Raw genomic sequence first — 21,655 nt, 5'->3', positions numbered from 1 at the left:
GCGCTCTGTCGTTTACTGCCCGCCCCCGAAGGGGGTGTCCTGCTTGTCCATGATTTTCATACGGTGAAGGCGGTCATAAATCTCCTCCTGCTCCTCATCGTCGGAGAAGGTGACGGTGATCACGTACAGGGTGTCCCCTGCCGCCACCTCGCCCAGCAGCTGCCGCAGGGGCAGGTCCGGCTCGGCCTTGTTGGGGATGTCCTTCCACCCCCAGCGGGCCTTGCCCCCCTCCGGCTCCAGGGTCTCCACATCCTTCAGCTCAGACATGTCGGCGTTCCAGTCCGCCGCGCCGTCCTTGTTCCGATAGCCGCTCACCCGCCAGATGGGGCCGCCGCCGTCCTCGTCGATCCAGATGCAGCCGGCATTGCCCAGGCCGTCGTCGCTCCACTCATAGCGGTACACGCCGGGCAGCGGGAGCCACAGCCTCTCATAGCTCTGGAGCAGCTCCCCCTTGTGGTAGCCGGGCGTGAACTCCTCTTCCAGCTCCGGGGCGTCCTCCGGGATCTTGAACGCCCGGCCGTCCATAATGCACAGCTCCCGGTAGGCGGACATGGGCAGGGGCAGCGCCGGGTCCAGCCGGTTAGCCCGCTCCAGGAAGCTCAGCACAAAGCCGTTGATCTGTTCATCGGAGTAGTGCCGGTCCGAGGGCGCAAAGCAGCAGTCCTGCCACATGCGCTTCATGGCCCCGTTCCGATAGTAAAAGGCGTCCTTGAATGCGTTGGGCCACAGGAAAATCCGCCGGGCCAGCTCCTCCGTCCGGCCCTGGTCCAGCTGCTCCTGGAGCCACCCCTTGGAGAAGCGGCCCATGGGGGTGTAGACTGTATCCGGCACCTCCTGGGGCAGATAGTCCTCCTCCCCCCAGAACAGGGGGACGCTCTCCGGGGACTGCCCCAGCTTGACCAGCGCTCCCCGCAGCTCCTGCTCCAGCCAGGGGCCGTAGGTCTCCTGAGACAGGCGCTGGAAATCCCGGTGCTCCCAGAAGCCGGTGCTGTCCACCACCTGAACCTCCTTCAGGTCCTTTTTGCTCAGGGCGTCGATCAGCTCCACCACCGCCTTGTGCAGGCCGGGGCCGCCGGGGACGGTGATGCAGCCCCCGGTGATCTTCCAGCCGCCGAACAGCCCGCTCTCCCGGGTCCAGCCCATGTCCAGATAGCCCAGAGGACACAGGACCACCCGCATTCCGTCCTTCCACGCCCCCAGCTGATACTCCTGGGCCTTGGCCAGCCGCTGGACGCTGCGGATAAACGCGTCCCGGTTGCGGGTCTTTCCCTGAAACGTAATTTCCAATTTCATGCTTTGACTCCTCTCTGACAGCGCTCACATGCACTGGAGGACCAGCCATGCCCGGTCAAACCGCCGGGCCAGGAGATCCTCTTTCCGGATGTAAAAATAGATGCGGCCGCAGTCGCCGAACATGAGTTCAAAATCCCCGGACGCCACCGTATCCAGCTGGAACAGCAGCCGCCAGTCCTGGACGCTGGGCGCGCGTAACGCGTCCCGCTCCTCCTGAGGGACGCTCTCCCAGCTCCCCCCCAGGTAATAGCCCCGGGAGACCAGCTCGCACTCCAGGGTCATGTTGTTCTGAATGATGTCCGGCCAGCCCAGCAGCTGGGAGCGGTTGTCCGGATAGGCGTACCCCAGCTCCCGCCGGGCCTGGTCAAAGAAGCGGTAGTCGTTGGCGGTGAAGGGGTAGTCCAGGGCCAGGCAGGCGTCCTGGAAGTCCGGCGCGTCCGTACCGCCCGACAGCTCCGCCGCCAGCTCCGGCAGGCGGAAGTCCTCCTCCAGGTCCCGGGGAAACTCCGCCGGGGCCACGGGCTCCCCGTCAAACCAGAACACCCGGGCGCAGCCCGCGTCCTTGGGGTCATAGCCCCACCGCTGGGAGCCCAGCTCATAAAAGAAGGAGAGCAGGCCGGTCCTGGGCAGCAGCCCCTCCGGGTCCAGCTCCGCCAGCCGTGCGCAGTCGAACTGGGCCAGGAAGGCCAGAGGCCGGGGCTTCCCCTCCTCGCCGTCAAAGGTCTTCGTCTCAAACACCGGCCACACAAAGCCGGCGGGCACGTCCGGCCGGCCGCCGAATTTGCTGCTCCCCGCCGGCAGGTCCTCCCCGGCCGGGGCGAACCGGGTCTCAATCCGGCTCCGGCACAGGGGTGGTAACACTTGTCTCCAATCCATGTTGCGTCCTTTCCGGGCTCCGGGCGCGGCAGAAGAAAGCCGCCCCCGGTCCCCTTTGGTAAACTGCTTTTTCTATCCTACCACAAACCGGTTCTTTTGGTCAAACAGTCTAAAAATTCATGCCCAGCTTCCCGCCCGGCTGTCAAATCTCTTTTTCCGCATTCTGGCCCGGTTTTCTCTCGCCGCCCTCCCGGTTTTCCCGGCAGAATTTGCATGATTTCCTTCATAGGATATTTTTTCAGATTCCCATCCATGCCAATAATTCAGCAAAATGCCCAATAGCTTTCCATTCTCGAATCCATTATTATGGTATTATGTGGGGTATACTGCCCATTTTGGGCGTTGACCAGGAAAGACGAGGTGTAGAAAACTATGTCCAACGGAATCTCAATGGAGCGCGTGGAGGAGATCATCGACTCCTACGGCTGCCAGCGCCACCATCTCATCGCCATTATGCAGGATATTCAGGCGGAATACAAGTACCTCAGCCCGGAGGTCTTGGAACGCATCGCCCAGAAGCTGGATATCGGCGTGGCCAAGGTGTACAGCGTGGCCACCTTCTATGAGAACTTCTCCCTGGAGGCCAAGGGGAAGTACATCATCAAGGTCTGTGACGGCACCGCCTGCCATGTGCGCAAGTCCCAACCCATCTACAACGCCATCCGGGAGTACCTGGAGCTGGAGGACAAGCAGAAGACCTCCGCCGACTCCCTGTTCACCCTGGAGACGGTGGCCTGCCTGGGCGCCTGCGGCCTGGCCCCGGTGGTGACGGTGAACGACCAGGTCCACTCCAAGATGACCCCGGAGCTGGCCATTGAGCTTCTGGGGGAGCTGCGGAAGGAGGAGGCTGCCCAATGACAAGCGGTACCATTACCCGGGAACAGTTTGAAGTCCGCCAGATCAAGGACAAGCGGGCCCTGTCCGCCCAGAAGAAGCAGGTGCTCATCTGCGCGGGCACCGGCTGCATCGCCGGCGGCTCTCTGGACATCTACGACTATTTAAAGGAGGCCTGCGCCAAGCGGGGCATCCAGGTCCAGGTGGGCCTGCTCCACGAGGACGGCGAGGTGGAGGCCCCCGCCAAGGGGAAGGAGCTCCACCTGAAAAAGAGCGGCTGCCACGGCTTCTGCGAGATGGGGCCCCTGCTCCAGATCGAGCCGGACGGCATCCTCTACACCCACGTCCAGGTCTCCGACTGCGACGAGATCATCGACAGGACCCTTTTGAAGGGGGAGCTGGTGGAGCGGCTGCTGTACCAGCTGGACGGGGTGACCTACGCCAAGCACGACGAGATCCCCTTCTACAAAAAGCAGCACCGGGTGGTGCTGGAGAACTGCGGCTCCACCGACGCGGAGGATATCGACGAGTACATCGCCCGGGACGGCTACTCCGCCTTTGAGAAGGCCCTGTTCGAGATGACCGGCGAGGAGATCTGCAAGGAGATCTCCGACTCCGGCCTGCGGGGCCGGGGGGGCGGCGGCTTCCCCGCCGGCCGCAAGTGGGAGAGCGTGCGGAAACAGCCCCCCGGCAAGAAATATGTGGTGTGCAACGGCGACGAGGGCGACCCCGGCGCGTTCATGGACCGGTCCATCATGGAGGGCAACCCCCACTCCATCATCGAGGGCATGCTCATCGCCGGCGTGGCCGCCGGCAGCGATGAGGGCTACATCTACGTCCGTGCCGAGTACCCCTTGGCCTTCTCCCGGCTGAAAACCGCCATCGCCAAGGCGGAGGAGATGGGGTTCCTGGGGGACCACATCATGGGCACCGACTTCTCCTTCCACCTGCATGTGAACCGGGGCGCCGGCGCCTTCGTGTGCGGCGAGGGCTCCGCCCTCACCGCCTCCATCGAGGGCAACCGGGGCATGCCCCGCGTGAAACCCCCCCCGGACGGTGGAGAAGGGCCTGTGGGCCCGGCCCACGGTCCTGAACAACGTGGAGACCTTCTCCAACGTGCCCCTCATCATCCGAAAGGGCTCCGCCTGGTACCGCTCCATCGGCACCGAGGGCAGCCCCGGAACGAAAGCCTTCGCCCTCACCGGCAACGTGGTGAACACCGGCCTCATCGAGGTCCCCATGGGCACCACCCTGCGGGAGGTCATCTTTGACATCGGCGGAGGCATCAAGGACGGGAAGAAGTTCAAGGCGGTGCAGATCGGCGGCCCCTCCGGCGGCTGCCTCACCGAGGAGCACCTGGACATGCCCATGGACTTCGACTCCCTGAAAAAGGTGGGGGCCATGATCGGCTCCGGCGGACTGGTGGTCATGGACGAGGACACCTGCATGGTGGAGGTGGCCCGGTTCTTCATGAACTTCACCCAGAACGAGTCCTGCGGCAAGTGCGTCCCCTGCCGGGAGGGCACCCGCCGCATGCTGGAGATCCTCACCCGCATCGTCAACAACGAGGGCTCTCTGGAGGACCTGGACCTGCTGGAGGACCTGTCCTCCACCATCACCGAGACCGCCCTGTGCGGCCTGGGCCAGAGCGCCTGCAAACCGGTGCAGAGCACCTTGAAGTATTTCCGGAACGAGTACCTGGCCCACGTGGTGGACAAGCACTGCCCCCACTGCAACGGCCGGAAAAAGGTGCTCCAGATCGATCCGGAGCTGTGCAAGGGCTGCGGCAAGTGTATGCGCCAGTGCCCCATGGAGGCCATCTCCGGCCAGATCCGGATGCCCCATGTCATTGACACGGAGAAATGTATCAAGTGCGGCGCGTGCTGGGGCTGCTGTCCCTTCGGCGCCATTCGGGAGGAGTGAGCGGTATGGCAAACAAAGGAATCATGTACATCGACGGCCAGCGGGTCCCCTTCGACGGGGAGCCCAACGTCCTCTCCGTCATCCGCAAGGCCGGCATCGAGATGCCCACCTTCTGCTACTACTCCGACCTGTCCGTCTACGGGGCCTGCCGCATGTGCGTGGTGGAGGACGAGCGGGGCAAGATCGAGACCTCCTGCTCCATGAAGCCCCGGGACGGCCTGTCCATCCGCACCAACACCGCCCGGCTGTTAAAACACCGGCGGATGATCCTGGAGCTGCTGCTGGCCTCCCACAACTGCTCCTGCACCACCTGTGAGAAGAGCGGCGACTGCCGCCTCCAGGAGCTGGCCATGCGCTTCGGCGTGCGGAAGGTGCGCTTCGGGGACAGCCGGGAGGAGTCCCAGCTGGACGACAGCAGCCCCGCCGTGGTCCGGGACCCCAGCAAGTGCATCCTGTGCGGCGACTGCGTGCGCATGTGCGGCGAGACCATCGGCATGGACATCATCGACTTCGCCCAGCGGGGCTATAACATGCGGGTGTCCCCCGCCTTCGGCCGCACCCTGTCCCAGACCCACTGCATCAGCTGCGGCCAGTGCGCCGCCGTGTGCCCCACCGGCGCCATCACCATCTACAACCAGATCGGCAAGGCCTGGCGGGCCATCCACGACCCCAAGGTGCGCACCGTGGTTCAGATCGCCCCCGCCGTCCGGGTGGCGGTGGGCGAGGCCTTCGGCCTGCCCGCGGGCACCAACGTGCTGGACCAGCTGGTCACCGCCCTGAAGTACATGGGGATCGACGAGATCTACGACACCACCTTCGGCGCCGACTTCACCACCATCGAGGAGTCGGAGGAGTTCCTGGCCCGGCTGGAGGCGGGGGGGCCCTTCCCCATGTTCACCTCCTGCTGTCCCGCCTGGGTCAAATATCTGGAGATGGAGAACCCCAAGTATTTAAAGCACATCTCCACCTGCAAGTCCCCCATGGAGATGTTCGCCTCCATCGTGCGCAAGCACTACCAGGAGAAGGACGCCCAGGACGGAAAGACCACCTTCCACATCGCCATCATGCCCTGCACCGCCAAGAAGATGGAGGCCGCCCGGCCCCAGTTCCAGCACGAGGGCAAGCCCGACGTGGACCTGGTCCTCACCACCCAGGAGATCATCAACATGATCAAGGAGTCGGGCATCCAGCTGCCCCAGCTGGACCTGGAGGCCCCCGACCTGCCCTTCGGCCTGGGCTCCGGCGCGGGCACCATCTACGGCACCACCGGCGGCGTGGCCGAGGCGGTGGTCCGCCACTGCATGCCCGACAAATCCCGGAACACCCTCCGGGCCCTGGAGTACTCCCCCCTGCGGGGCAACGAGTCCATCCGGGAGGCCACCATCCCCGTGGGCGACCGGGAGATCAAGCTGGCGGTGGTCCACGGCCTCAACAACGCCCAGAAGCTCCTGAAGGAGATCGACGAGGGCACCGCCTACTATGACCTGATCGAGGTTATGACCTGCCCCAACGGCTGTGTGGGCGGCGCGGGACAGCCCTACGGCCTCAAGGCCAAAAAGCAGGCCCGCTCCGCCGGCCTGTACGCCACCGACCGGTCCGCCCCCTTCAAGCGGGCGGAGTACAACCCCGGCGTCACCTCCATCCTGCAGAAGCTCACCCATGAGCAGCGCCACGAGCTGCTCCATGTGAGCTATCAGAAATAACCCCTCTCCCTCCTGATTTCCAGGCGCCGCGGCTGCGGCGCCTGGACTTTTTTAGGCTTTTTCACGCTTTTTCAAAGTTTTCCTTGCAATAGCTGCCAAAACCCGGTATGATATACAAAGTCGCCTTTTGGCGCATATTAGAAAAAAACGCGCCGCATTGCCGCGGCGCGAGGAGGTTCTTCAATGCGGACACGACAGTTCTTTGTCTCCGGCTTTGCCTTGTTCGCCATGTTTTTCGGGGCCGGGAATCTGATTTTCCCGCCTTTTCTGGGAAAATCAGGCGGAGAGGACTGGGGCATCGGCTTTCTCTGCTTCTTCCTGGTAGAGGTTCTCTCCTGCGTGGGCATCTATGCCGCCATCCACGGCGGGGGCAGCGTTCAGGCCATGAACAAATCCGTCGGCGCCAAGCCGGGGGTTATTCTGAACACCGCCGCCATCCTCTGTACCGGCGTGTTCATCGCCCCGCCCCGCACGGCGGCCACCACCTATGAGATGGCCGTCCGCCCCCTGTTTGACGGGCTGGGACTGTTCCCCTTCTCCATTTTATTCTTTGTGGTGGTGGTCCTCCTGACCATCCGCCCCAGCCGCCTGGTGGACATCATCGGCAAGTGCCTCACCCCGGTGCTCATCACCGGAATTCTGATCCTGATCGTGGTGGGCATTGCCAATCCCATCGGCCCCATCGGCCCGGCCGCCTCTCCCAACATCGCCCAGGAGGGACTGCTGGCCGGCTATCAGGCCATGGACATTCTGTCGGTGGCCGGCTTCGCCATTATCATTCAGGACTCCATGGTCCAGTCCGGCCTGAAAACCTGGAAGGAGCAGCGCCCCCAGGTGGCCGGCTCCACCGGCGTGGCCGCCCTGCTTCTGGCCGTGGTATACGGGGGGCTCACCTTCCTGGGCGCCACCACCAGCACCGCCTTTGGGGACGGTCTGGACCAGGCCGCCCTCATTGTGGCCATCACCAAGGAGCTGCTGGGTCAGGCCGGAGTGGTGATTCTGGCCATTGTGGTCACCCTGGCCTGCCTCACCACCGCCATCGGCCTCTTCGGCGCCACCGCCTCCTACTTTGAGGAGATGACCAAAGGCCGCCTCTCCTACCGCGCCGGCATCTTCCTGCTGGCGGTCATCGGCTGCGCCATCTGCAACCTGGGCCTGTCCACCATCATCAACATCGCCAACCCGGTGCTGTCGGTGATCTGTCCCCCCTTCATGACCACGGTGGTGCTGCTGGCCTTCCAGAACTGGATCTCCCGCGCCGGCCTCTACAAGGGGGCGGCCCTGGGGGCCACCCTGACCGCTCTGGTGCTCACCTTCCACGACTACCTGGACCTGTTCCCCCTCGTGGAGCTCCTCCCCTTCTATGACTACGGCTTCGGCTGGCTCATCCCCGCCGCGGTGGGCGGGGTGATCGGCGCCCTCCTCTCCAAACCGGTTGGGAAGGACGCCCCCTGATCTCACCACACAGTGAAAAAGCGCTCTGGGCAAAAAGCCCAGAGCGCCTCAGGCTGTCAAAAAAGTCCAAGGACTTTTCCGACAGCCTGAAAAATGCCGTTACTTTCCCGCCGCTGCGCGGCGGAAAAGTCCTCGCTGCGCTCGCTGAACGCCTTTCCAAGCAAGGCATTCAGGGCATTTGATCCCACTCGAGGCGGGCTGCCGCCCCCTCGAGCTCCCCCGCCATTACTCGGGAGGATTCGTCTAAACAGAGGTTTTCGACAAACTGAAGCGCTCTGGGCAAAAGCCCAGAGCGCTTTTTTGGTTCAGCCAAACACCTTCCGGTCCAGCCAGCGCTCCCGCAGCAGGCGGATCAGGAAGAGAACCCCGCGGAAGCACAGCTCGCCGCACATGGCCAGCCACACCCCGGCCAGGCCGATGCGCGGGGCCAGCAGGGCGGCGGCGGTGATCCGCACCCCCCACATGCTTACCAGATTCAGGATGCTGGGCACCAGGGTGTCCCCCGCCCCCCGCATGGCCCCGGCCGAGGCGATGGATACCGCGTACAGGGGCTCTGCAAAGGCCTCGATGCGCAGCACCTGCACCCCTAGCGTCCGGACGGCCGGGTCGGGGGTGAGCAGGGCAAACACCGCCGGGGCAAACCAGAACATGAGGGCCCCCATGAGGGTCATCAGCGCCACCGCCAGCAGCACGCACATCCGGGCAAACCGCCGGGCCAGGTCCCGCCGCTTCGCCCCCAGACTCTGTCCCACCAGCGTGGTGGCCGCCGCCGCGACCCCATAGCCGGGCAGATAGCACAGGCTCTCCGCCGTCACCGCCAGGGAGTTGGCGGCGATGGACACCGTCCCCAGAGGGGCCACGATCCGGGTGGAGGCGATCTGCGCCCCGCACATGACCGTATACTCAAAGGCCATGGGGATGGAGATGCCGGCGGCGGTGCGCAGGCACCGGACGGTGGGCAGCCAGCGCCCCCGCTCCCGGGTCAGGCGCAGCTTTGGGGCGCGCAGGCAGACGGTCAGCAGCATCAAAAGGGCGGTGACCCACTCCGCCATGGCGGTCCCCAGGGCGGCCCCTGTCACCCCCAGCCCCGCCCCCGGCAGGGACAGCCCGGTCCCGGGGATGGAGATGCCTGGGAAGATCAGCAGGCTGTTGAACACCACGTCCTCCCCGCACATGAGGGCGTTGAGCAGGCTGGGGGTGCGCATATCCCCGCTGCACTGGAGCATGCTTCCGCACAGCTGGCGCATCTGCACCGCGGGAAGGGCGCAGGAGTAGATGAAAAAGTAGCTGGAGGCGTCCCCCAGAATCTCCGCCTCGCCCCCCAGCCAGGCGGGCAGCGCCCCGCTGATGGAGGTTCCAACCGTGCACAGCAGAGCTCCCACCACCAGCGCGGCCAGCAGGGCCTGCCGGAGCACGTCCCTGGCCTCCTCCTCCCGGTTCGCTCCGATCAGATGGGCCACCTGGACGGAAAAGCCGGTGGCCAGGGAGATGCACATGCCCCCCAGCAGCCAGGTGGAGGTGGACACCAGGCCGATGGAGGCCGAGGCCCTGGCCCCCAGGCTGCCCACCATGGCCGCGTCGATGTACTGCATGGCCATGGAGCTGATCTGCGCCAGAATGGCGGGCACGCTCAGGGTCAGCACCTGAACAAACTGCTCCCTCCAGGTCTCCGGCGGCAGGCCGGGCCCGCTCTGGGACAGGGCATGCTCCTCCATATTTCGCTCCTCCCTCCCGCTGGGGCGGGCCGCTCCCCTCCGGGCGGCGGACCGCCGGTCCTCTCGCCTCCATTGTAGAGGATGGCGCGAAAAATGTCCAGCGCGCCCTCTGTTTTCCCGGCGGTTTTTGTAAGGTTTGCTTGCATTTCTCCCGCCCTGCGATTATAATGGAGGTGCTTCACCCACAAGGATGCCTGTGCAGGCGCGGCGTGAGCGCGCCAGATTTTGAGGAAAGCAGGGGAAAACATGAAGATCACCGATGCCGAGAAGAAGGCCCTGAAGGGCCGCGGCTACATTATGACCCGGGATGGGGAGCATTTTGTAGGCCGCATTATCACCGAGGACGGGGTCCTCACCAGTGAGGAGCTCATGGTGGCCGCCGAGGCCGCCAAAAAGTTCGGCAGCGGAGCCGTTGCCATGACTTCCCGCATGACCGTGGAAGTCCAGGGACTTACCTATGAGACCATTGAACCCTTCGACCAGTTCCTCAAGGAGCGCGGCCTGTACACCGGCGGCACCGGGGCCCGGGTCCGGCCCATTGTGGCCTGCAAGGGCACCGTGTGCGTCCACGGCCTCATCGACACCCAGGCCCTGGCCCGGGAGCTCCATGAGAAATTCTACAAGGGCTGGTACGACGTAAAGCTGCCCCACAAGTTTAAAATCGGGATCGGCGGCTGCCCCAACAACTGTGTCAAGCCCTCCCTCAACGACTTCGGCATCATGGGGCAGCGGATGCCTGAGTACGACTCCAAGGACTGCCACGGCTGCGGAAGATGTCTGGCCTCGGAGCGCTGTCCGGTCCACGCCGCCCACATGGAGAACGGCGTCATGGAGATCGACCGGACGCTCTGCACCAGCTGCGGCAAGTGCATTGACAACTGCGTGTTCCACACCGTCTCGGAGAAGAAGGCCGGCTATGCGGTCTTTGTGGGCGGCCTGTGGGGCAAGCGCCAGCGGATGGGCAACCGCCTGCCGGAGATCTACACCAAGGAGGAAGTGTTCCAGCTGGTGGAGAAGGCCATCCTCCTGTACCGGGAGCAGGGCTGGACCGGCGAGCGGTTCGGCGCGTTCATCGACCGCATCGGCCCGGACAACTTCATTGCCCAGCTCACCAGCGACGAGGTTCTGGCCCGCAAACAGTCCATTCTGGACGCTCCTCTGCTTCAGCGGGGCGAGAGCCGCTGACCCTCCCGCCGGCGGCGCGCCGGCTGTCATCACACGCTCTGTCCTGCCGACAGAAGGTCCCTTCTGCCGGCAGGGCTTTTTCTTTGGCTCCGCCTTCCGCTTATCCATCGAATACTCTGTGAGGAACCATCTATGAAACGAATTCCGATTCTTCTCCTTGCGGCCTTCGTTCTGGCCGCCTCTCTCTCCGCCTGCGGCTCGCCCGCGGCCTCCTCCAGCTCCGCCGCCCCTTCTTCGGCTTCCAGCTCCGCCGCCCAGGCGTACACCTTCACCGACGACCTGGGCCGGACCGTCACGGTGGAGCGGCCGGAGCGGGTGGCCGCCCTTATCGGCAGCTTTGCCGACGTGTGGTGCCTGGCCGGAGGCCGGGACACCCTTGTGGCGGCGGCCAACGACGCCTGGACCTCCTTCGACCTGGGGCTCAGCGAGACTGTGGCCGACCTGGGCGCGGTGAAGGAGCCCAACCTGGAGGTCCTTCTGGCCGCCCAGCCCGACTTCATTCTGGCCAGCTGCAACACCACGGCGGACCTGGAGCTGGAGAGCACCTTTGAGCGCGCAGGCATCCCGACGGCCTACTTCGACATCCAGAGCTTTGACGACTATCTGAACATGCTGAAGATCTGCACCGGCCTCACCGGATGCCCGGAGAACTATGAGACCTACGGCCTTCAGGTCCAGGAACAGGTGGAGGCGGCCAAGGCGCGCCAGGACGGCTCGGCCCCCACGGTGCTCACCATCCGTGCCACCGGCTCCAGCTGCAAGGTGAAGGGGAGCCAGGATTTCCTCCTGGGAGAGATGCTCTCCGACCTGGGCTGCGTCAATGTGGCGGACAGCAACGCCCCCCTGCTGGAGGAGCTGAGCCTGGAGGCCATCCTGGCCGCCGACCCGGACTATATCTTTGTGGTCCTCCAGGGCTCGGACGCCACCGACGCCCAGGAGACCCTGGAGAAAACTCTCCTGTCCAACCCCGCCTGGGGCGGTCTGCGGGCGGTGCAGGAGGGACGGTTCCACACCCTGGAGCACTCTCTATACAATCTGAAGCCCAATGCGCGCTGGGGGGAAGCCTATGAAAAGCTTGCGGACATCCTCTACCCCTGAGCTCCGCCCGGTGGGGCGGGTGCTGGCGGGGCTGCTCCTGCTCACTCTGCTCTCCGCCCTGCTAAGCATCTGCCTGGGTTCCACCTTCGTCTCCCCCTCTCTGATACCCCAGGCCCTGCTGGGCCAGCTGTCGGGTACGGTGGAGGGGCAGATCATCCAGTTCGTCCGCCTGCCCCGCACCTGCGGCTGTCTGCTGGCGGGGGCCGCCCTGGCGGTGTCCGGGGCGGTGATCCAGAGCGTCCTGAACAATCCCCTGGCCGCCCCCAACATCATCGGGGTCAACTCGGGGGCGGGCCTGATGGTGGTGCTGTGCTCCGCTCTCTTTCCCCAGTCGGTGACCCTCACCCCCCTGGCCGCCTTCCTGGGGGCCTTCCTGGGGGTGCTGCTGGTGCTGCTCATCGCCGAGCGCACCGGGGCCAGCCGTATCACCCTGGCGCTGGCGGGGGTGGCGGTGTCCAACATTTTCAGCGCGGGCATTGACGCGTTGGTCACCTTTTTCCCCGATGCGGTGCTCAGCTATACCGACTTCCGTATCGGCGGGCTGAGCAACCTGTCCATGGACCGGATTGTCCCCGCCTTCTGGGTGGTTCTAGTTTCTCTGATTCTGCTGATTTCCCTCTCCGGCGAGATGGACATTCTCGCCCTGGGCCGGGAGACCGCCCAGAGCCTGGGGCTGCCGGTGAAGCCCCTGCGCCTTGTCCTGCTGGCCCTGGCCGCCGCCCTGGCGGGTGCGGCGGTGAGCTTTGCCGGGCTGCTGGGCTTTGTGGGCCTCATCGTCCCCCACATCATGCGCCGCACCGTGGGGGAGGACAGCCTTCCCCTGCTGCTGGCCTGCGCCCTGGGGGGCGCGTGCCTGCTCACCCTGTGCGATCTCCTGTCCCGGGTGCTGTTCGCCCCCTATGAGATCCCGGTGGGCATCGTCCTCTCCCTGGCGGGCGGGCCCTTCTTCATCTGGCTGCTTCTGCGGCAGAGAGGGGGAAGAATCTCTTGATTCAGCTGGAACATATCTCTGCGGGCTACGGCGGCCCCCTGGTGGTGCAGGATGTGAGCCTGGACCTGAAAGCCGGGGAGGTGCTGGTCCTCCTGGGGCCCAACGGCTGCGGCAAGAGCACCCTGCTGAAGGTCATCGCCGGCCTCCAGCCCCCCGCGGGCGGGCAGGTGCTGGTGGACGGCCAGCCCGCCGCCCGCCTCACCCGGCGGCAGCTGGCCCAGAAGGTCACCTATCTGCCCCAGTCCCGGAGCGTCCCCAACATCACCGCCTACCGCATGGTGCTCCACGGCCGGTTTCCCTATCTGTCCTACCCCCGGCGGTACCGCCCGGAGGACCACGCCGCCGCCCGCAGGGCCCTGGAGCAGGCGGACGCCTGGGAGCTGGCCCGGCTGCCCGTCCAGACCCTCAGCGGCGGCCAGCGGCAGAAGGTCTATCTGGCCATGGCCCTGGCCCAGGACACCCAGACCATCCTCATGGACGAGCCCACCACCTATCTGGACATCCAGCACCAGCTGGACCTGTTGGCCTTCTCCCAGGCCCTGGCCCGGGAGGGCAGGGCGGTGGTGCTGGTCCTCCACGACCTGTGCCTGGCCCTGCGGTTCGCCCACCGGGGGGCGGTGATGGAGGAGGGACGCCTCCTCCAGACAGGCACGCCGGAGGAGCTGTTCTCCTCCGGAATTTTGGCCGAGACCTTCCGCACCCCCCTCAACCGCATCCGGACGGAGGGGGGCTGGCGGTACTACTACGATTGAGAGGAGCCCGGGGTATGGTCTGCTTTCCCCTGTTTGTTGACCTGAACGACAAAACGGTCCTGGTGGTGGGCGGCGGCCCGGTGGCGGCCCGGAAGGCCCGGGTGCTGCTGGACTACGGCCCCCGGGTGCTGGTGTGCGCCCCCCGCGTTGTCCCCGAGCTGGAGCAGCTGTCCGGGGCGGAGCTGCTGCGGCAGCCCTTCGTCCCGGAGCTGCTGGAGGGGGTCTCCCTGGCGGTGGCCGCCACGGACGACCGGGTCCTGAACCGCACCGTGGCCCAGCTGTGCCGGGAGCGCTCCATTCCGGTGAACGTGGCGGACAGCCGGGAGGAGAGCACCTTTCTCTTTCCCGCCGTGGTCCGCCGGGGGCGGCTGTCGGTGGGGATCTCCACCGGCGGGGCCAGCCCCGCCGCCGCCGCCCACGTCCGCCGCACCCTGGAGGAACAGCTCCCCGAATCTCTGGAGCCCATCCTGGACTGGCTGGAGGAGCAGCGGGAGGCGGGAAAGGATGCCCTGCCCCCGTCCCGGCGGAGGCGCTGGTTCTCCCGCCTGCTCTCCGCCGCCCTGGAGAAGGGGCGGCCGCTCACTTCCAAGGAGACCGAATCCCTTTTACGCCAGTTTTGTGAGGAGGTATTGCCATGACCCAACCGTCAGGCCGCGTCTATCTGGTGGGGGCCGGGTGCGGCCCCGCCGGGTGGATCACCCTCCGGGGATACCGGCTGCTCCAGACCTGCGACGCGGTGGTCTACGACGACCTCATCGCCCCGGAGCTGCTGGACGCCGTTCCGCTCCAGGCCCAGAGGCTCTATATGGGCAAGCGGCTTGGCCGCCACTCCGCCCCCCAGGAGGACATCTCCCAAACGCTCATCTCCCTGGCCCAGGCGGGGCACACGGTGGTCCGCCTGAAGGGGGGCGACCCCTTCGTATTCGGCCGGGGGGGTGAGGAGATCCAGGCCCTCCAGGGGGCGGGCGTCCCCTTTGAGGTGGTGCCCGGGATCTCCTCCGCCATCGCCATCCCCGGCCAGGCGGGCATTCCCGTCACCCACCGGGGGCTGAGCCGCAGCTTCCACGTGATCACCGCCCACACAAAAGATGGAGTCTCTGACCAGCTGGACCGGCTGGCCGGAGTAGAGGGCACCCTGGTCATCCTCATGGGCCTGTCCCAGCTCCCCGCCATCGTCCAGCGGCTGATGGCGGCGGGCCGGGCCCCGGACACCCCCGCCGCCGTGGTCTCGGGGGGCTGCGCCCCCCACCCGGCCGCCGTCCGTGCCCCGCTGGAACAGCTGCCCGAGGCGGCGGAGCGGGCGGGGGTCCTCCCCCCCGCCGTCATCGTGGTGGGGGAGACCGCCGCCCTGGACCTGTCCCCCACCCTGGCCCGCCCCCTGGAGGGGGTGCGGGTGGCCCTCACCGGCACGCCGGCCATCCAGGCCCGCCTGCGCCGCCCCCTGACTGATCTGGGGGCCCGCCCCTTCTCTCTGATGACCACTCAGGTGGTGGAGCAGGAGATCAGCTTCCACTGGAGCCTCCTCGCCCAGGAGCCCAACTGGGTGGTACTCACCAGCCAGAACGGGGTGGAGTGTTTCTTCCGGGCCCTGGACCGGGCGGGGGTGGATCTGCGCGCCCTGGCCCCCTGCCGCTTTGCCGTCATCGGCCCCGCCACCGGAGCCGCCCTGCGCCGCCACGGGATCTCCGCCGACCTGTGCCCGGAGGTCCACACCACCCAGGGGCTGGCCGGCGCCCTGCTGGAGCGGCTCTCCCCCGGCGAGCCAGTGCGGCTGTTCCGCTCCCAGCTGGGCTCCCGGGAGCTGTACCGCCGCCTGGCGGAGCGCTTCCCGGTGGAGGACGTCCCCCTCTATGCCCTCCGGCCCGACAACACGGACCCGGCCGTCCTCCAGGCCCGGCTGGGGGAGGCGGACTATCTCCTTTTCTCCAGCGCCAGCGGCGTGGATTTCCTGCTGGATACCGGCGTCACCCCTCCCCCCTCCCTCACCTGCGTGTGCATCGGCCCGGTGACCGCCAAGGCCCTGGCCGCCCGGAGCAGCGCTCCCTTCCTCACCGCCCCCGACATCTCCGCGGAGAGCGTGGTTCAGACTCTGGCGGACCACGCCGCGCAGTCCGGGAGGATATAAGGACGCTCCCAGCTTCCGCACAGCGTCAAAAAGACGATAAAATATCCGCCCTCCAAAGTGGGGGCGGATTACATTGATACGCAAAACCCGCAGTCCTTGGAATACAAAGACTGCGGGTTCAGAGGGGCCGGTTGAAATCGATATTTGGGATTGACAGGACCGCTTCAGAAGAACCACCCAACCGGCCTTCTGGCGGTTGGCGCGGGTGCGCCGTACCAGCGTTTTCGCCGCAGGCGAAAACCTTGGCGCAGGGATGGCTTTGCCATCCCGAGCATTCAAATACCAAAGGGTGGAGCCGCCCTTCGGGCGGCGAAACCCAAAACAAAAGGGCATCCTTTCGGATGCCCTTTTGTTTTGGCGCAGAAGGAGGGATTCGAACCCTCGCTCGGTTTAACCCGACTACTCCCTTAGCAGGGGAGCCCCTTATAGCCACTTGGGTACTTCTGCATGGCTGCAAGTCGTCAACACATCTTTACTTTTGCCCGGAAAAAAGTGGCGGAGAGAGTGGGATTCGAACCCACGGCTCTTGACGAGTCACCGGTTTTCAAGACCGGCTCCTTAAACCACTCGGACATCTCTCCTCGTCTTTTCAATCAGAGGCGAGTAATATGTTATCATAGCAAACGGGTTCTGTCAAGTATAAAATCCTGGAATCCGGCACAAATCTGTCAAATGATTTCCAAACCGGATCAGCCCTATCTTATGCCGGTTCCGCCCATCCTATCCTCAGCCCGCTCCCGGCAGAAGCGCCGGGGACTGCGCCGCTCCTTTGGGTCAGTGGGGAAAATCCCTCGATTTATCTTGAAATTCCCTCCCTTCTATTGTAGAATAAATCGGATATGCTCAAAACAGCACCCGGCAGTCTGGAGAGGAGGCGCGTACAGTGAGCATGACAGTCATTCGGTCGGTGGACCCCAGAAGCCCGGCCCATCGTGCGGGCCTGCGCCCCGGTGAGACCCTGCTGGAGGTCAACGGCCATCCGGTGGCGGACGTGCTGGACTACAAGTTCTACACCTACGACCCCAAGCTCGCTCTGGTCCTCCAGGAGCCCAATGGGAACCGCCGCACGGTGCGGGTCCGCAAGGAGGAGGGGGAGGACCTGGGCCTGGAGTTCGAGACCTACCTCATGGACCGGGCCCGCTCCTGCGCCAACAACTGCATCTTCTGCTTTGTGGACCAGATGCCCCCCGGGATGCGGAAGAGCCTGTACTTCAAGGACGACGACGCCCGGCTCTCCTTCCTCATGGGCAACTACCTGACCTTAACAAATCTGTCCCAGCGGGAGGTGGAGCGGATCATCGCCCTGCGCATCTCCCCCATCAACGTGTCCGTCCACACCACCGACCCGGAGCTGCGCTGTGAAATGCTGAAAAACCGCCGGGCCGGGGAGGGCATCGCCATCATGCGCCGCTTCGCCCAGGCCAGCATCACCATGAACTGCCAGATCGTCTCCTGTCCCGGGATCAACGACGGCCCCGCCCTGGACCGCACCCTGCTTGATCTGGCGGACATGGCCCCGGCGGTGAACAGCATCTCCGTGGTGCCGGTGGGGGTCACAAAATACCGGGAGGGCCTCTACCCCCTGCGCCCCTATACACAGCAGGAGGCCGCCGCCCTCATAGACCAGGTGGAGGCCTTTGCCGCCGCCCATAAGGCGCAGCACGGCACCTCCCTGGTGTGGTGCTCCGATGAGTTCTACCTGCTGGCCGGGCGCCCCCTGCCCCAGGAGGACTACTACGAGGAGTTCACCCAGCTGGACAACGGGGTGGGCATGCTCCGGCTGCTGCGGCAGGAGTTCTGCCGGGGTCTCAATCTGATGGAGCCCGAGGAGATGGAGGGGACCACCCCCTTCTCCATCGCCACCGGCGTGTCCGCCGCCCCATTCTTAACAGAATTGATAGGCCTGGCCCGGGAAAAATGTGGTAAAATAGAGGGTACGGTGTACCCCATCCGCAACGACTTCTTCGGGGAGACCATCACGGTGGCCGGCCTGGTCACCGGCGGCGACCTGATCGCCCAGCTGCGGGGAAAGCCCCTGGGGGAGCGGCTGCTCATCCCCCAGAACATGCTCCGCCACGGGGAGCGGGTCTTTCTGGACGACGTGTCCCTGGACGACGTGGAGCGGGAGTTGGGTGTGCCGGTCACTCCCGTGGCCCAGGATGGGTACGAGCTGTTGGACGCCATGTGCGGCCTGGAGGTCCCTCCCATGGAGCAGGTGCAGCTGCGGGAGGAGACGGAATACTTTCAATATAGATAGGAGTGATGAGATAGGAGATAGGAGTTTGAGTTACGGGGAAATATCTCCTATCTTCTATCTTCTATCTCCTATCTCCTATCTCAAACGAAAAAGGGAAGTGATTTTATGAAGCCTTTAGTCGCCATCGTGGGCCGGCCCAACGTGGGCAAGTCCATGCTGTTCAATAAATTGTGCGGCCAGCGGCTGTCCATCGTGGAGGACACCCCCGGCGTCACCCGGGACCGGATCTACGCCCCCTGCGAGTGGCGCAACCGGGTCTTCGACCTGGTGGACACCGGCGGCATCGAGCCGGGCACCGACGACCAGATTTTATCTTTTATGCGGGAGCAGGCGGAGATCGCCATCGCCAACGCCACGGTCATCGTCTTTGTGTGCGATGTAAAGACGGGGATGACCGCCTCCGACCAGGAGGTGGCCAACATGCTCCTGCGCTCGGGCAAGCCTGTGGTGCTGGCGGTGAACAAGGCCGACCAGGTGGGCCGGGAGAATCCGGACATCTATGAGTTCTACAACCTGGGGCTGGGGGACCCCATCCCCGTCTCCGCCGTCCACGGCCACGGCACCGGCGACCTGCTGGACGCCTGCTTCCAGTACTTCCCCCCGGAGGACGAGGAGGAAGAGGAGGACGACGTCATCAAGGTGGCCATCATCGGCAAGCCCAACGTGGGCAAGTCCTCCCTGGTCAACCGCATCCTGGGGGAGGAGCGGGTCATCGTCTCCGACATGGCGGGCACCACCCGGGACGCCATCGACAGCTACTTTGAAAATGAGAAGGGCAAGTTCTGCTTCATCGACACCGCCGGCATGCGGAAAAAGTCCAAGGTGGACGACCGGATTGAGAAGTTCTCCGTCCTGCGCTCCACCATGGCCATCGAGCGCAGCGACGTGTGCCTCATCCTCATCGACGCCCAGGAGGGGGTCACCGAGCAGGACACCAAGGTGGCCGGCCTGGCCCACGAGGCGGGCAAGGCCTGTATCATCGTGGTGAACAAGTGGGACGCCATCGAGAAGGACGGCAAGACCATGGACAAGATGCGACAGGAGGTCATGCGGGATTTAAGCTACATGACCTACGCCCCCATCGTGTTCATCTCCGCCCTGACGGGGCAGCGGGTGGACCGGCTCTTTGACCTGATCGTCTATGTGAACAACCAGGCGGCCATGCGCATTACCACCGGCATGCTCAACTCGGTGCTGGCCGACGCCACCGCCCGGGTGCAGCCCCCCACGGACAAGGGCCGCCGTTTGAAGATCTACTATATGACCCAGGTGGGCATCAAGCCCCCCCACTTCGTCTGCTTCTGCAACGACGCAAGGCTGTTCCACTTCTCCTACCAGCGGTATCTGGAGAACCAGATCCGCGCCACCTTTGGCCTGGAGGGCACCCCGGTGCGGCTGACCATCCGGCAGAAGGGAGAGAAGGAGTGATGTTAGACCTGACTGCAATTTACGACTGGGAGGTACAGCTGTGGGGCTGGGCGCTTTTTGTGGCGGTAGTGGCTTATTTCTGCGGCTGCTTCAACGGAGCGGTGATCGTCTCCAAGTACATTCTCCACGATGATGTGCGTACCCACGGCAGCGGCAACGCGGGGCTCACCAACTTCTACCGCACATTTGGCGGTCCCCTCACCTTTGTGGTGATTTTGTGCGACGTGCTCAAAGCTGTGGCCGCTATCTCCTTCAGCAAGCTGATTGCCGCCCCAATCATTGTGGTGGGCAGCGAGACCATCGGCTTTGCCTTGGCGGAGTATTGGGCGGGCCTGTTCTGTCTGCTGGGCCACATGTTCCCCTGTATGTTCCACTTCAAGGGGGGCAAGGGCATCCTCTCCGGCGGCGCCATCGCCATTATGATCGACTGGCGCATCGCCCTGGTGGTGTGGGGCGGCTTCCTCCTTCTGGCGGTTCTGACCCGGTATGTGTCCCTGGGCTCCTGCTGGGCCGGGGCCAGCTTCCCCTTCGCCACCTGGTTTGTCTACCACGACGTCTTTTTGACTGTGTTCGGCGCCTGTTTGGGCTGTCTGATCCTGTACATGCACCGGGGCAACATCCAGCGGCTGCTCTCGGGAACAGAAAACAAGTTTTCGCTGCACCACAAGAAAGAGTAAGGAGTGGAAAGTGAAGAGTGAAGATATTAAGTTCGCCGGAGGCGAATGATTTGAAACCGTCCGGCTCTGCCGGACACCGCATCTCCACTCTCCGCTCTTCACTCTCCACTCTCTAAGATAACAGAGAGGGAGGAAGAATCTATGAGAATTACGGTAGTGGGCAGCGGCGGCTGGGGGACGGCCCTGGCCCTGGTGCTGGAGGAAAACGGGCACGATGTGACTCTGTGGTCTCACCGGCCTGAGAAGGCGGAGGAGTTGAAGCGGACCCGGGAGAACCCCATGCTCAAGGGAGTGCGGCTGCCGGAGTCCCTGCATCTCACCGCCGATCTGAACGCCGCCGGCGAGAGCGACGTGGTGGTGATGGTCACCCCCTCCTACGCGGTGCGGGAGACCGCCGCCAAGCTGCGGGGGATCGTGAAGCCGGGGACGGCGATTGTCTCCGCCTCCAAGGGCATTGAGCGGGGAAGCTCCCTGCGCCTGTCCCAGGTCATTGATCAGGAGTTGGGCGGAAGCTGCCCGGTGGTGGTGCTGTCCGGCCCCTCCCACGCGGAGGAGGTGGGCCGCCATATCCCCACCGGCGTGGTGGCGGCGGCGGAGCGGCTGGAGCACGCGGAGCTGGTCCAGGATCTGTTTATGAACCCCCGCTTTCGGGTGTACACCAGCAACGATCCCATTGGGACGGAGATCTGCGCCGCCCTGAAAAATGTCATCGCCCTGTGCGCCGGGTGCACCGACGGTATGGGCTGCGGGGACAACACCAAGGCCCTCCTCATGACCCGGGGACTGGCGGAGATGGCCCGGCTGGGGGTGGCCCTGGGCGGGAAGAAGGAGACCTTCACCGGCCTGGCCGGGGTGGGCGACCTGATCGTCACCTGCTGCTCCATGCACTCCCGGAACCGCCGGTGCGGCATTCTCATCGGCCAGGGCAAGCCGGTCCAGCAGGCGCTGGACGAGATCGGCGCGGTGGTGGAGGGCTACTACGCCGCCGCCAACGCCCGGACCCTGGCCCAGAAGGCCGGCGTGGAGATGCCCATTGCCCAGGCCGCCTATGAGGTGCTCTATGAGGGCCGGGACCCCAAGCTGGTGGTCATCGACCTGATGGGCCGGGCCAAGCGCTCGGAGCTGGAGGAGTCCTGGTCCTGAGTGCCTGGCCCCCATCCCCACCGCCTCCGAAAAAGCGATAAAAAAACTGGACCCGAAATCGGGTCCAGTTTTTCATCTTGTCAAAAAACCTCTGTATAGGTGAATCCGCTCAAGTTAGGGCGGGGGAGCTCGAGGGGGCGGCAGCCCGCCTCGAGTGGGATCGAATGCCCTGAATGCCTTGTATGACAAGGCGTTCAGCG

Annotated in this window: 16 protein-coding genes, 2 tRNA genes and 1 pseudogene; 14 read left to right on the top strand and 5 right to left on the bottom strand. The window is 64.9% G+C overall.

Going from position 1 to position 21,655, the window contains the following annotated elements:
* Window positions 1–12 precede the first annotated feature (12 nt).
* Entirely contained in the window at window positions 13–1,293 is a 1,281-nt protein-coding gene (locus B5F19_RS06695) for a hypothetical protein (protein WP_087289210.1), read from the bottom strand.
* Between the two features lie 24 nt (window positions 1,294–1,317).
* Window positions 1,318–2,169 (bottom strand): YwqG family protein, encoded by an 852-nt coding sequence (locus tag B5F19_RS06690; RefSeq protein ID WP_087289208.1) that lies wholly within the window; start codon window positions 2,167–2,169, stop codon window positions 1,318–1,320.
* Between the two features lie 372 nt (window positions 2,170–2,541).
* On the opposite strand from B5F19_RS06690, the gene B5F19_RS06685 reads away from it, so the two are divergent.
* The 4 genes and pseudogenes from B5F19_RS06685 to brnQ all read left to right on the top strand — a co-directional run bounded on the left by B5F19_RS06685 (window position 2,542) and on the right by brnQ (window position 8,084).
* Complete coding sequence (locus B5F19_RS06685; RefSeq protein WP_204248300.1) at window positions 2,542–3,027, top strand: NAD(P)H-dependent oxidoreductase subunit E; 486 nt, start codon at window positions 2,542–2,544, stop codon at window positions 3,025–3,027.
* A pseudogene (locus B5F19_RS06680) lies at window positions 3,024–4,926 on the top strand (NADH-ubiquinone oxidoreductase-F iron-sulfur binding region domain-containing protein). The gene B5F19_RS06685 and the pseudogene B5F19_RS06680 overlap by 4 nt, the downstream one beginning before the upstream one ends.
* 5 nt (window positions 4,927–4,931) lie before the next feature.
* Window positions 4,932–6,629 carry a [FeFe] hydrogenase, group A gene (locus tag B5F19_RS06675; protein ID WP_087289206.1) on the top strand — a complete coding sequence of 566 codons (1,698 nt, stop codon included), beginning with the start codon at window positions 4,932–4,934 and terminating at the stop codon, window positions 6,627–6,629.
* A gap of 183 nt (window positions 6,630–6,812) precedes the next feature.
* Entirely contained in the window at window positions 6,813–8,084 is a 1,272-nt protein-coding gene (gene brnQ / locus B5F19_RS06670) for a branched-chain amino acid transport system II carrier protein (RefSeq protein ID WP_087289204.1), read from the top strand.
* A 305-nt stretch (window positions 8,085–8,389) separates the two neighbouring features.
* Here the strand turns inward: brnQ and B5F19_RS06665 are convergent, their stop codons facing one another.
* Window positions 8,390–9,799 carry an MATE family efflux transporter gene (locus tag B5F19_RS06665; protein WP_087289202.1) on the bottom strand — a complete coding sequence of 470 codons (1,410 nt, stop codon included), beginning with the start codon at window positions 9,797–9,799 and terminating at the stop codon, window positions 8,390–8,392.
* A 246-nt stretch (window positions 9,800–10,045) separates the two neighbouring features.
* Between B5F19_RS06665 and B5F19_RS06660 the strand changes: the two genes are divergently transcribed.
* From B5F19_RS06660 to cobA, 6 genes are all read left to right on the top strand, one after another.
* Window positions 10,046–10,984, top strand: coding sequence for a (4Fe-4S)-binding protein (locus B5F19_RS06660; protein WP_087289200.1), 939 nt, complete (start codon window positions 10,046–10,048; stop codon window positions 10,982–10,984).
* Window positions 10,985–11,116: 132 nt separating this feature from the next.
* Entirely contained in the window at window positions 11,117–12,082 is a 966-nt protein-coding gene (locus B5F19_RS06655; protein WP_087289198.1) for an ABC transporter substrate-binding protein, read from the top strand.
* On the top strand, window positions 12,051–13,073 hold the full coding sequence (locus B5F19_RS06650; RefSeq protein ID WP_087289196.1) for an iron ABC transporter permease: 1,023 nt from the start codon (window positions 12,051–12,053) through the stop codon (window positions 13,071–13,073). Before B5F19_RS06655 ends, B5F19_RS06650 begins: the two co-directional genes overlap by 32 nt.
* A complete protein-coding gene (locus B5F19_RS06645) occupies window positions 13,070–13,825 on the top strand; it encodes an ABC transporter ATP-binding protein (RefSeq protein ID WP_087289194.1) in 756 nt (251 codons plus the stop codon). The genes B5F19_RS06650 and B5F19_RS06645 overlap by 4 nt, the downstream gene beginning before the upstream one ends.
* A gap of 14 nt (window positions 13,826–13,839) precedes the next feature.
* On the top strand, window positions 13,840–14,463 hold the full coding sequence (locus B5F19_RS06640) for a bifunctional precorrin-2 dehydrogenase/sirohydrochlorin ferrochelatase (RefSeq protein ID WP_087289192.1): 624 nt from the start codon (window positions 13,840–13,842) through the stop codon (window positions 14,461–14,463).
* Window positions 14,460–15,950, top strand: coding sequence for a uroporphyrinogen-III C-methyltransferase (cobA, locus tag B5F19_RS06635; RefSeq protein WP_087289190.1), 1,491 nt, complete (start codon window positions 14,460–14,462; stop codon window positions 15,948–15,950). The genes B5F19_RS06640 and cobA overlap by 4 nt, the downstream gene beginning before the upstream one ends.
* 355 nt (window positions 15,951–16,305) lie before the next feature.
* On the opposite strand, the gene B5F19_RS06630 is transcribed toward cobA, so the two are convergent.
* A tRNA-Ser gene (locus B5F19_RS06630) sits at window positions 16,306–16,397 on the bottom strand.
* Window positions 16,398–16,443: 46 nt separating this feature from the next.
* Window positions 16,444–16,531 (bottom strand) — tRNA-Ser (locus B5F19_RS06625).
* Between the two features lie 308 nt (window positions 16,532–16,839).
* Here B5F19_RS06625 and B5F19_RS06620 point away from each other — a divergent pair.
* The 4 genes from B5F19_RS06620 (at window position 16,840) to B5F19_RS06605 (ending at window position 21,455) form a co-directional block, all read left to right on the top strand.
* Window positions 16,840–18,207 carry a DUF512 domain-containing protein gene (locus B5F19_RS06620; protein ID WP_242972718.1) on the top strand — a complete coding sequence of 456 codons (1,368 nt, stop codon included), beginning with the start codon at window positions 16,840–16,842 and terminating at the stop codon, window positions 18,205–18,207.
* A 105-nt stretch (window positions 18,208–18,312) separates the two neighbouring features.
* Window positions 18,313–19,635 carry a ribosome biogenesis GTPase Der gene (gene der, locus B5F19_RS06615; protein ID WP_087289186.1) on the top strand — a complete coding sequence of 441 codons (1,323 nt, stop codon included), beginning with the start codon at window positions 18,313–18,315 and terminating at the stop codon, window positions 19,633–19,635.
* Entirely contained in the window at window positions 19,635–20,312 is a 678-nt protein-coding gene (locus tag B5F19_RS06610; RefSeq protein ID WP_087289184.1) for a glycerol-3-phosphate acyltransferase, read from the top strand. Before der ends, B5F19_RS06610 begins: the two co-directional genes overlap by 1 nt.
* 141 nt (window positions 20,313–20,453) lie before the next feature.
* Complete coding sequence (locus B5F19_RS06605; protein ID WP_087289182.1) at window positions 20,454–21,455, top strand: NAD(P)H-dependent glycerol-3-phosphate dehydrogenase; 1,002 nt, start codon at window positions 20,454–20,456, stop codon at window positions 21,453–21,455.
* Window positions 21,456–21,655: the final 200 nt, after the last annotated feature.

Source organism: Pseudoflavonifractor sp. An184 (assembly GCF_002160305.1).
GTDB classification, from domain to species: Bacteria; Bacillota; Clostridia; order Oscillospirales; family Oscillospiraceae; genus Lawsonibacter; species Lawsonibacter pullicola.
The sequence above is the reverse complement of the archived record's forward strand: the minus strand, read 5'-3'. Positions and strand labels throughout refer to the sequence as shown.

Excerpts from the sequence above, each read along its gene's own strand:
- B5F19_RS06665 (WP_087289202.1), bottom strand. The coding sequence starts at position 9,799 with ATGGAGGAGCATGCCCTGTCCCAGAGCGGGCCCGGCCTGCCGCCGGAG.
- B5F19_RS06660 (WP_087289200.1), top strand. The coding sequence starts at position 10,046 with ATGAAGATCACCGATGCCGAGAAGAAGGCCCTGAAGGGCCGCGGCTAC.
- B5F19_RS06690 (WP_087289208.1), bottom strand. The coding sequence starts at position 2,169 with ATGGATTGGAGACAAGTGTTACCACCCCTGTGCCGGAGCCGGATTGAG.
- B5F19_RS06605 (WP_087289182.1), top strand. The coding sequence starts at position 20,454 with ATGAGAATTACGGTAGTGGGCAGCGGCGGCTGGGGGACGGCCCTGGCC.
- B5F19_RS06620 (WP_242972718.1), top strand. The coding sequence starts at position 16,840 with ATGACAGTCATTCGGTCGGTGGACCCCAGAAGCCCGGCCCATCGTGCG.
- B5F19_RS06685 (WP_204248300.1), top strand. The coding sequence starts at position 2,542 with ATGTCCAACGGAATCTCAATGGAGCGCGTGGAGGAGATCATCGACTCC.
- B5F19_RS06640 (WP_087289192.1), top strand. The coding sequence starts at position 13,840 with ATGGTCTGCTTTCCCCTGTTTGTTGACCTGAACGACAAAACGGTCCTG.
- B5F19_RS06650 (WP_087289196.1), top strand. The coding sequence starts at position 12,051 with ATGAAAAGCTTGCGGACATCCTCTACCCCTGAGCTCCGCCCGGTGGGG.
- B5F19_RS06655 (WP_087289198.1), top strand. The coding sequence starts at position 11,117 with ATGAAACGAATTCCGATTCTTCTCCTTGCGGCCTTCGTTCTGGCCGCC.
- brnQ (WP_087289204.1), top strand. The coding sequence starts at position 6,813 with ATGCGGACACGACAGTTCTTTGTCTCCGGCTTTGCCTTGTTCGCCATG.
- B5F19_RS06610 (WP_087289184.1), top strand. The coding sequence starts at position 19,635 with ATGTTAGACCTGACTGCAATTTACGACTGGGAGGTACAGCTGTGGGGC.
- B5F19_RS06695 (WP_087289210.1), bottom strand. The coding sequence starts at position 1,293 with ATGAAATTGGAAATTACGTTTCAGGGAAAGACCCGCAACCGGGACGCG.
- B5F19_RS06675 (WP_087289206.1), top strand. The coding sequence starts at position 4,932 with ATGGCAAACAAAGGAATCATGTACATCGACGGCCAGCGGGTCCCCTTC.
- der (WP_087289186.1), top strand. The coding sequence starts at position 18,313 with ATGAAGCCTTTAGTCGCCATCGTGGGCCGGCCCAACGTGGGCAAGTCC.
- cobA (WP_087289190.1), top strand. The coding sequence starts at position 14,460 with ATGACCCAACCGTCAGGCCGCGTCTATCTGGTGGGGGCCGGGTGCGGC.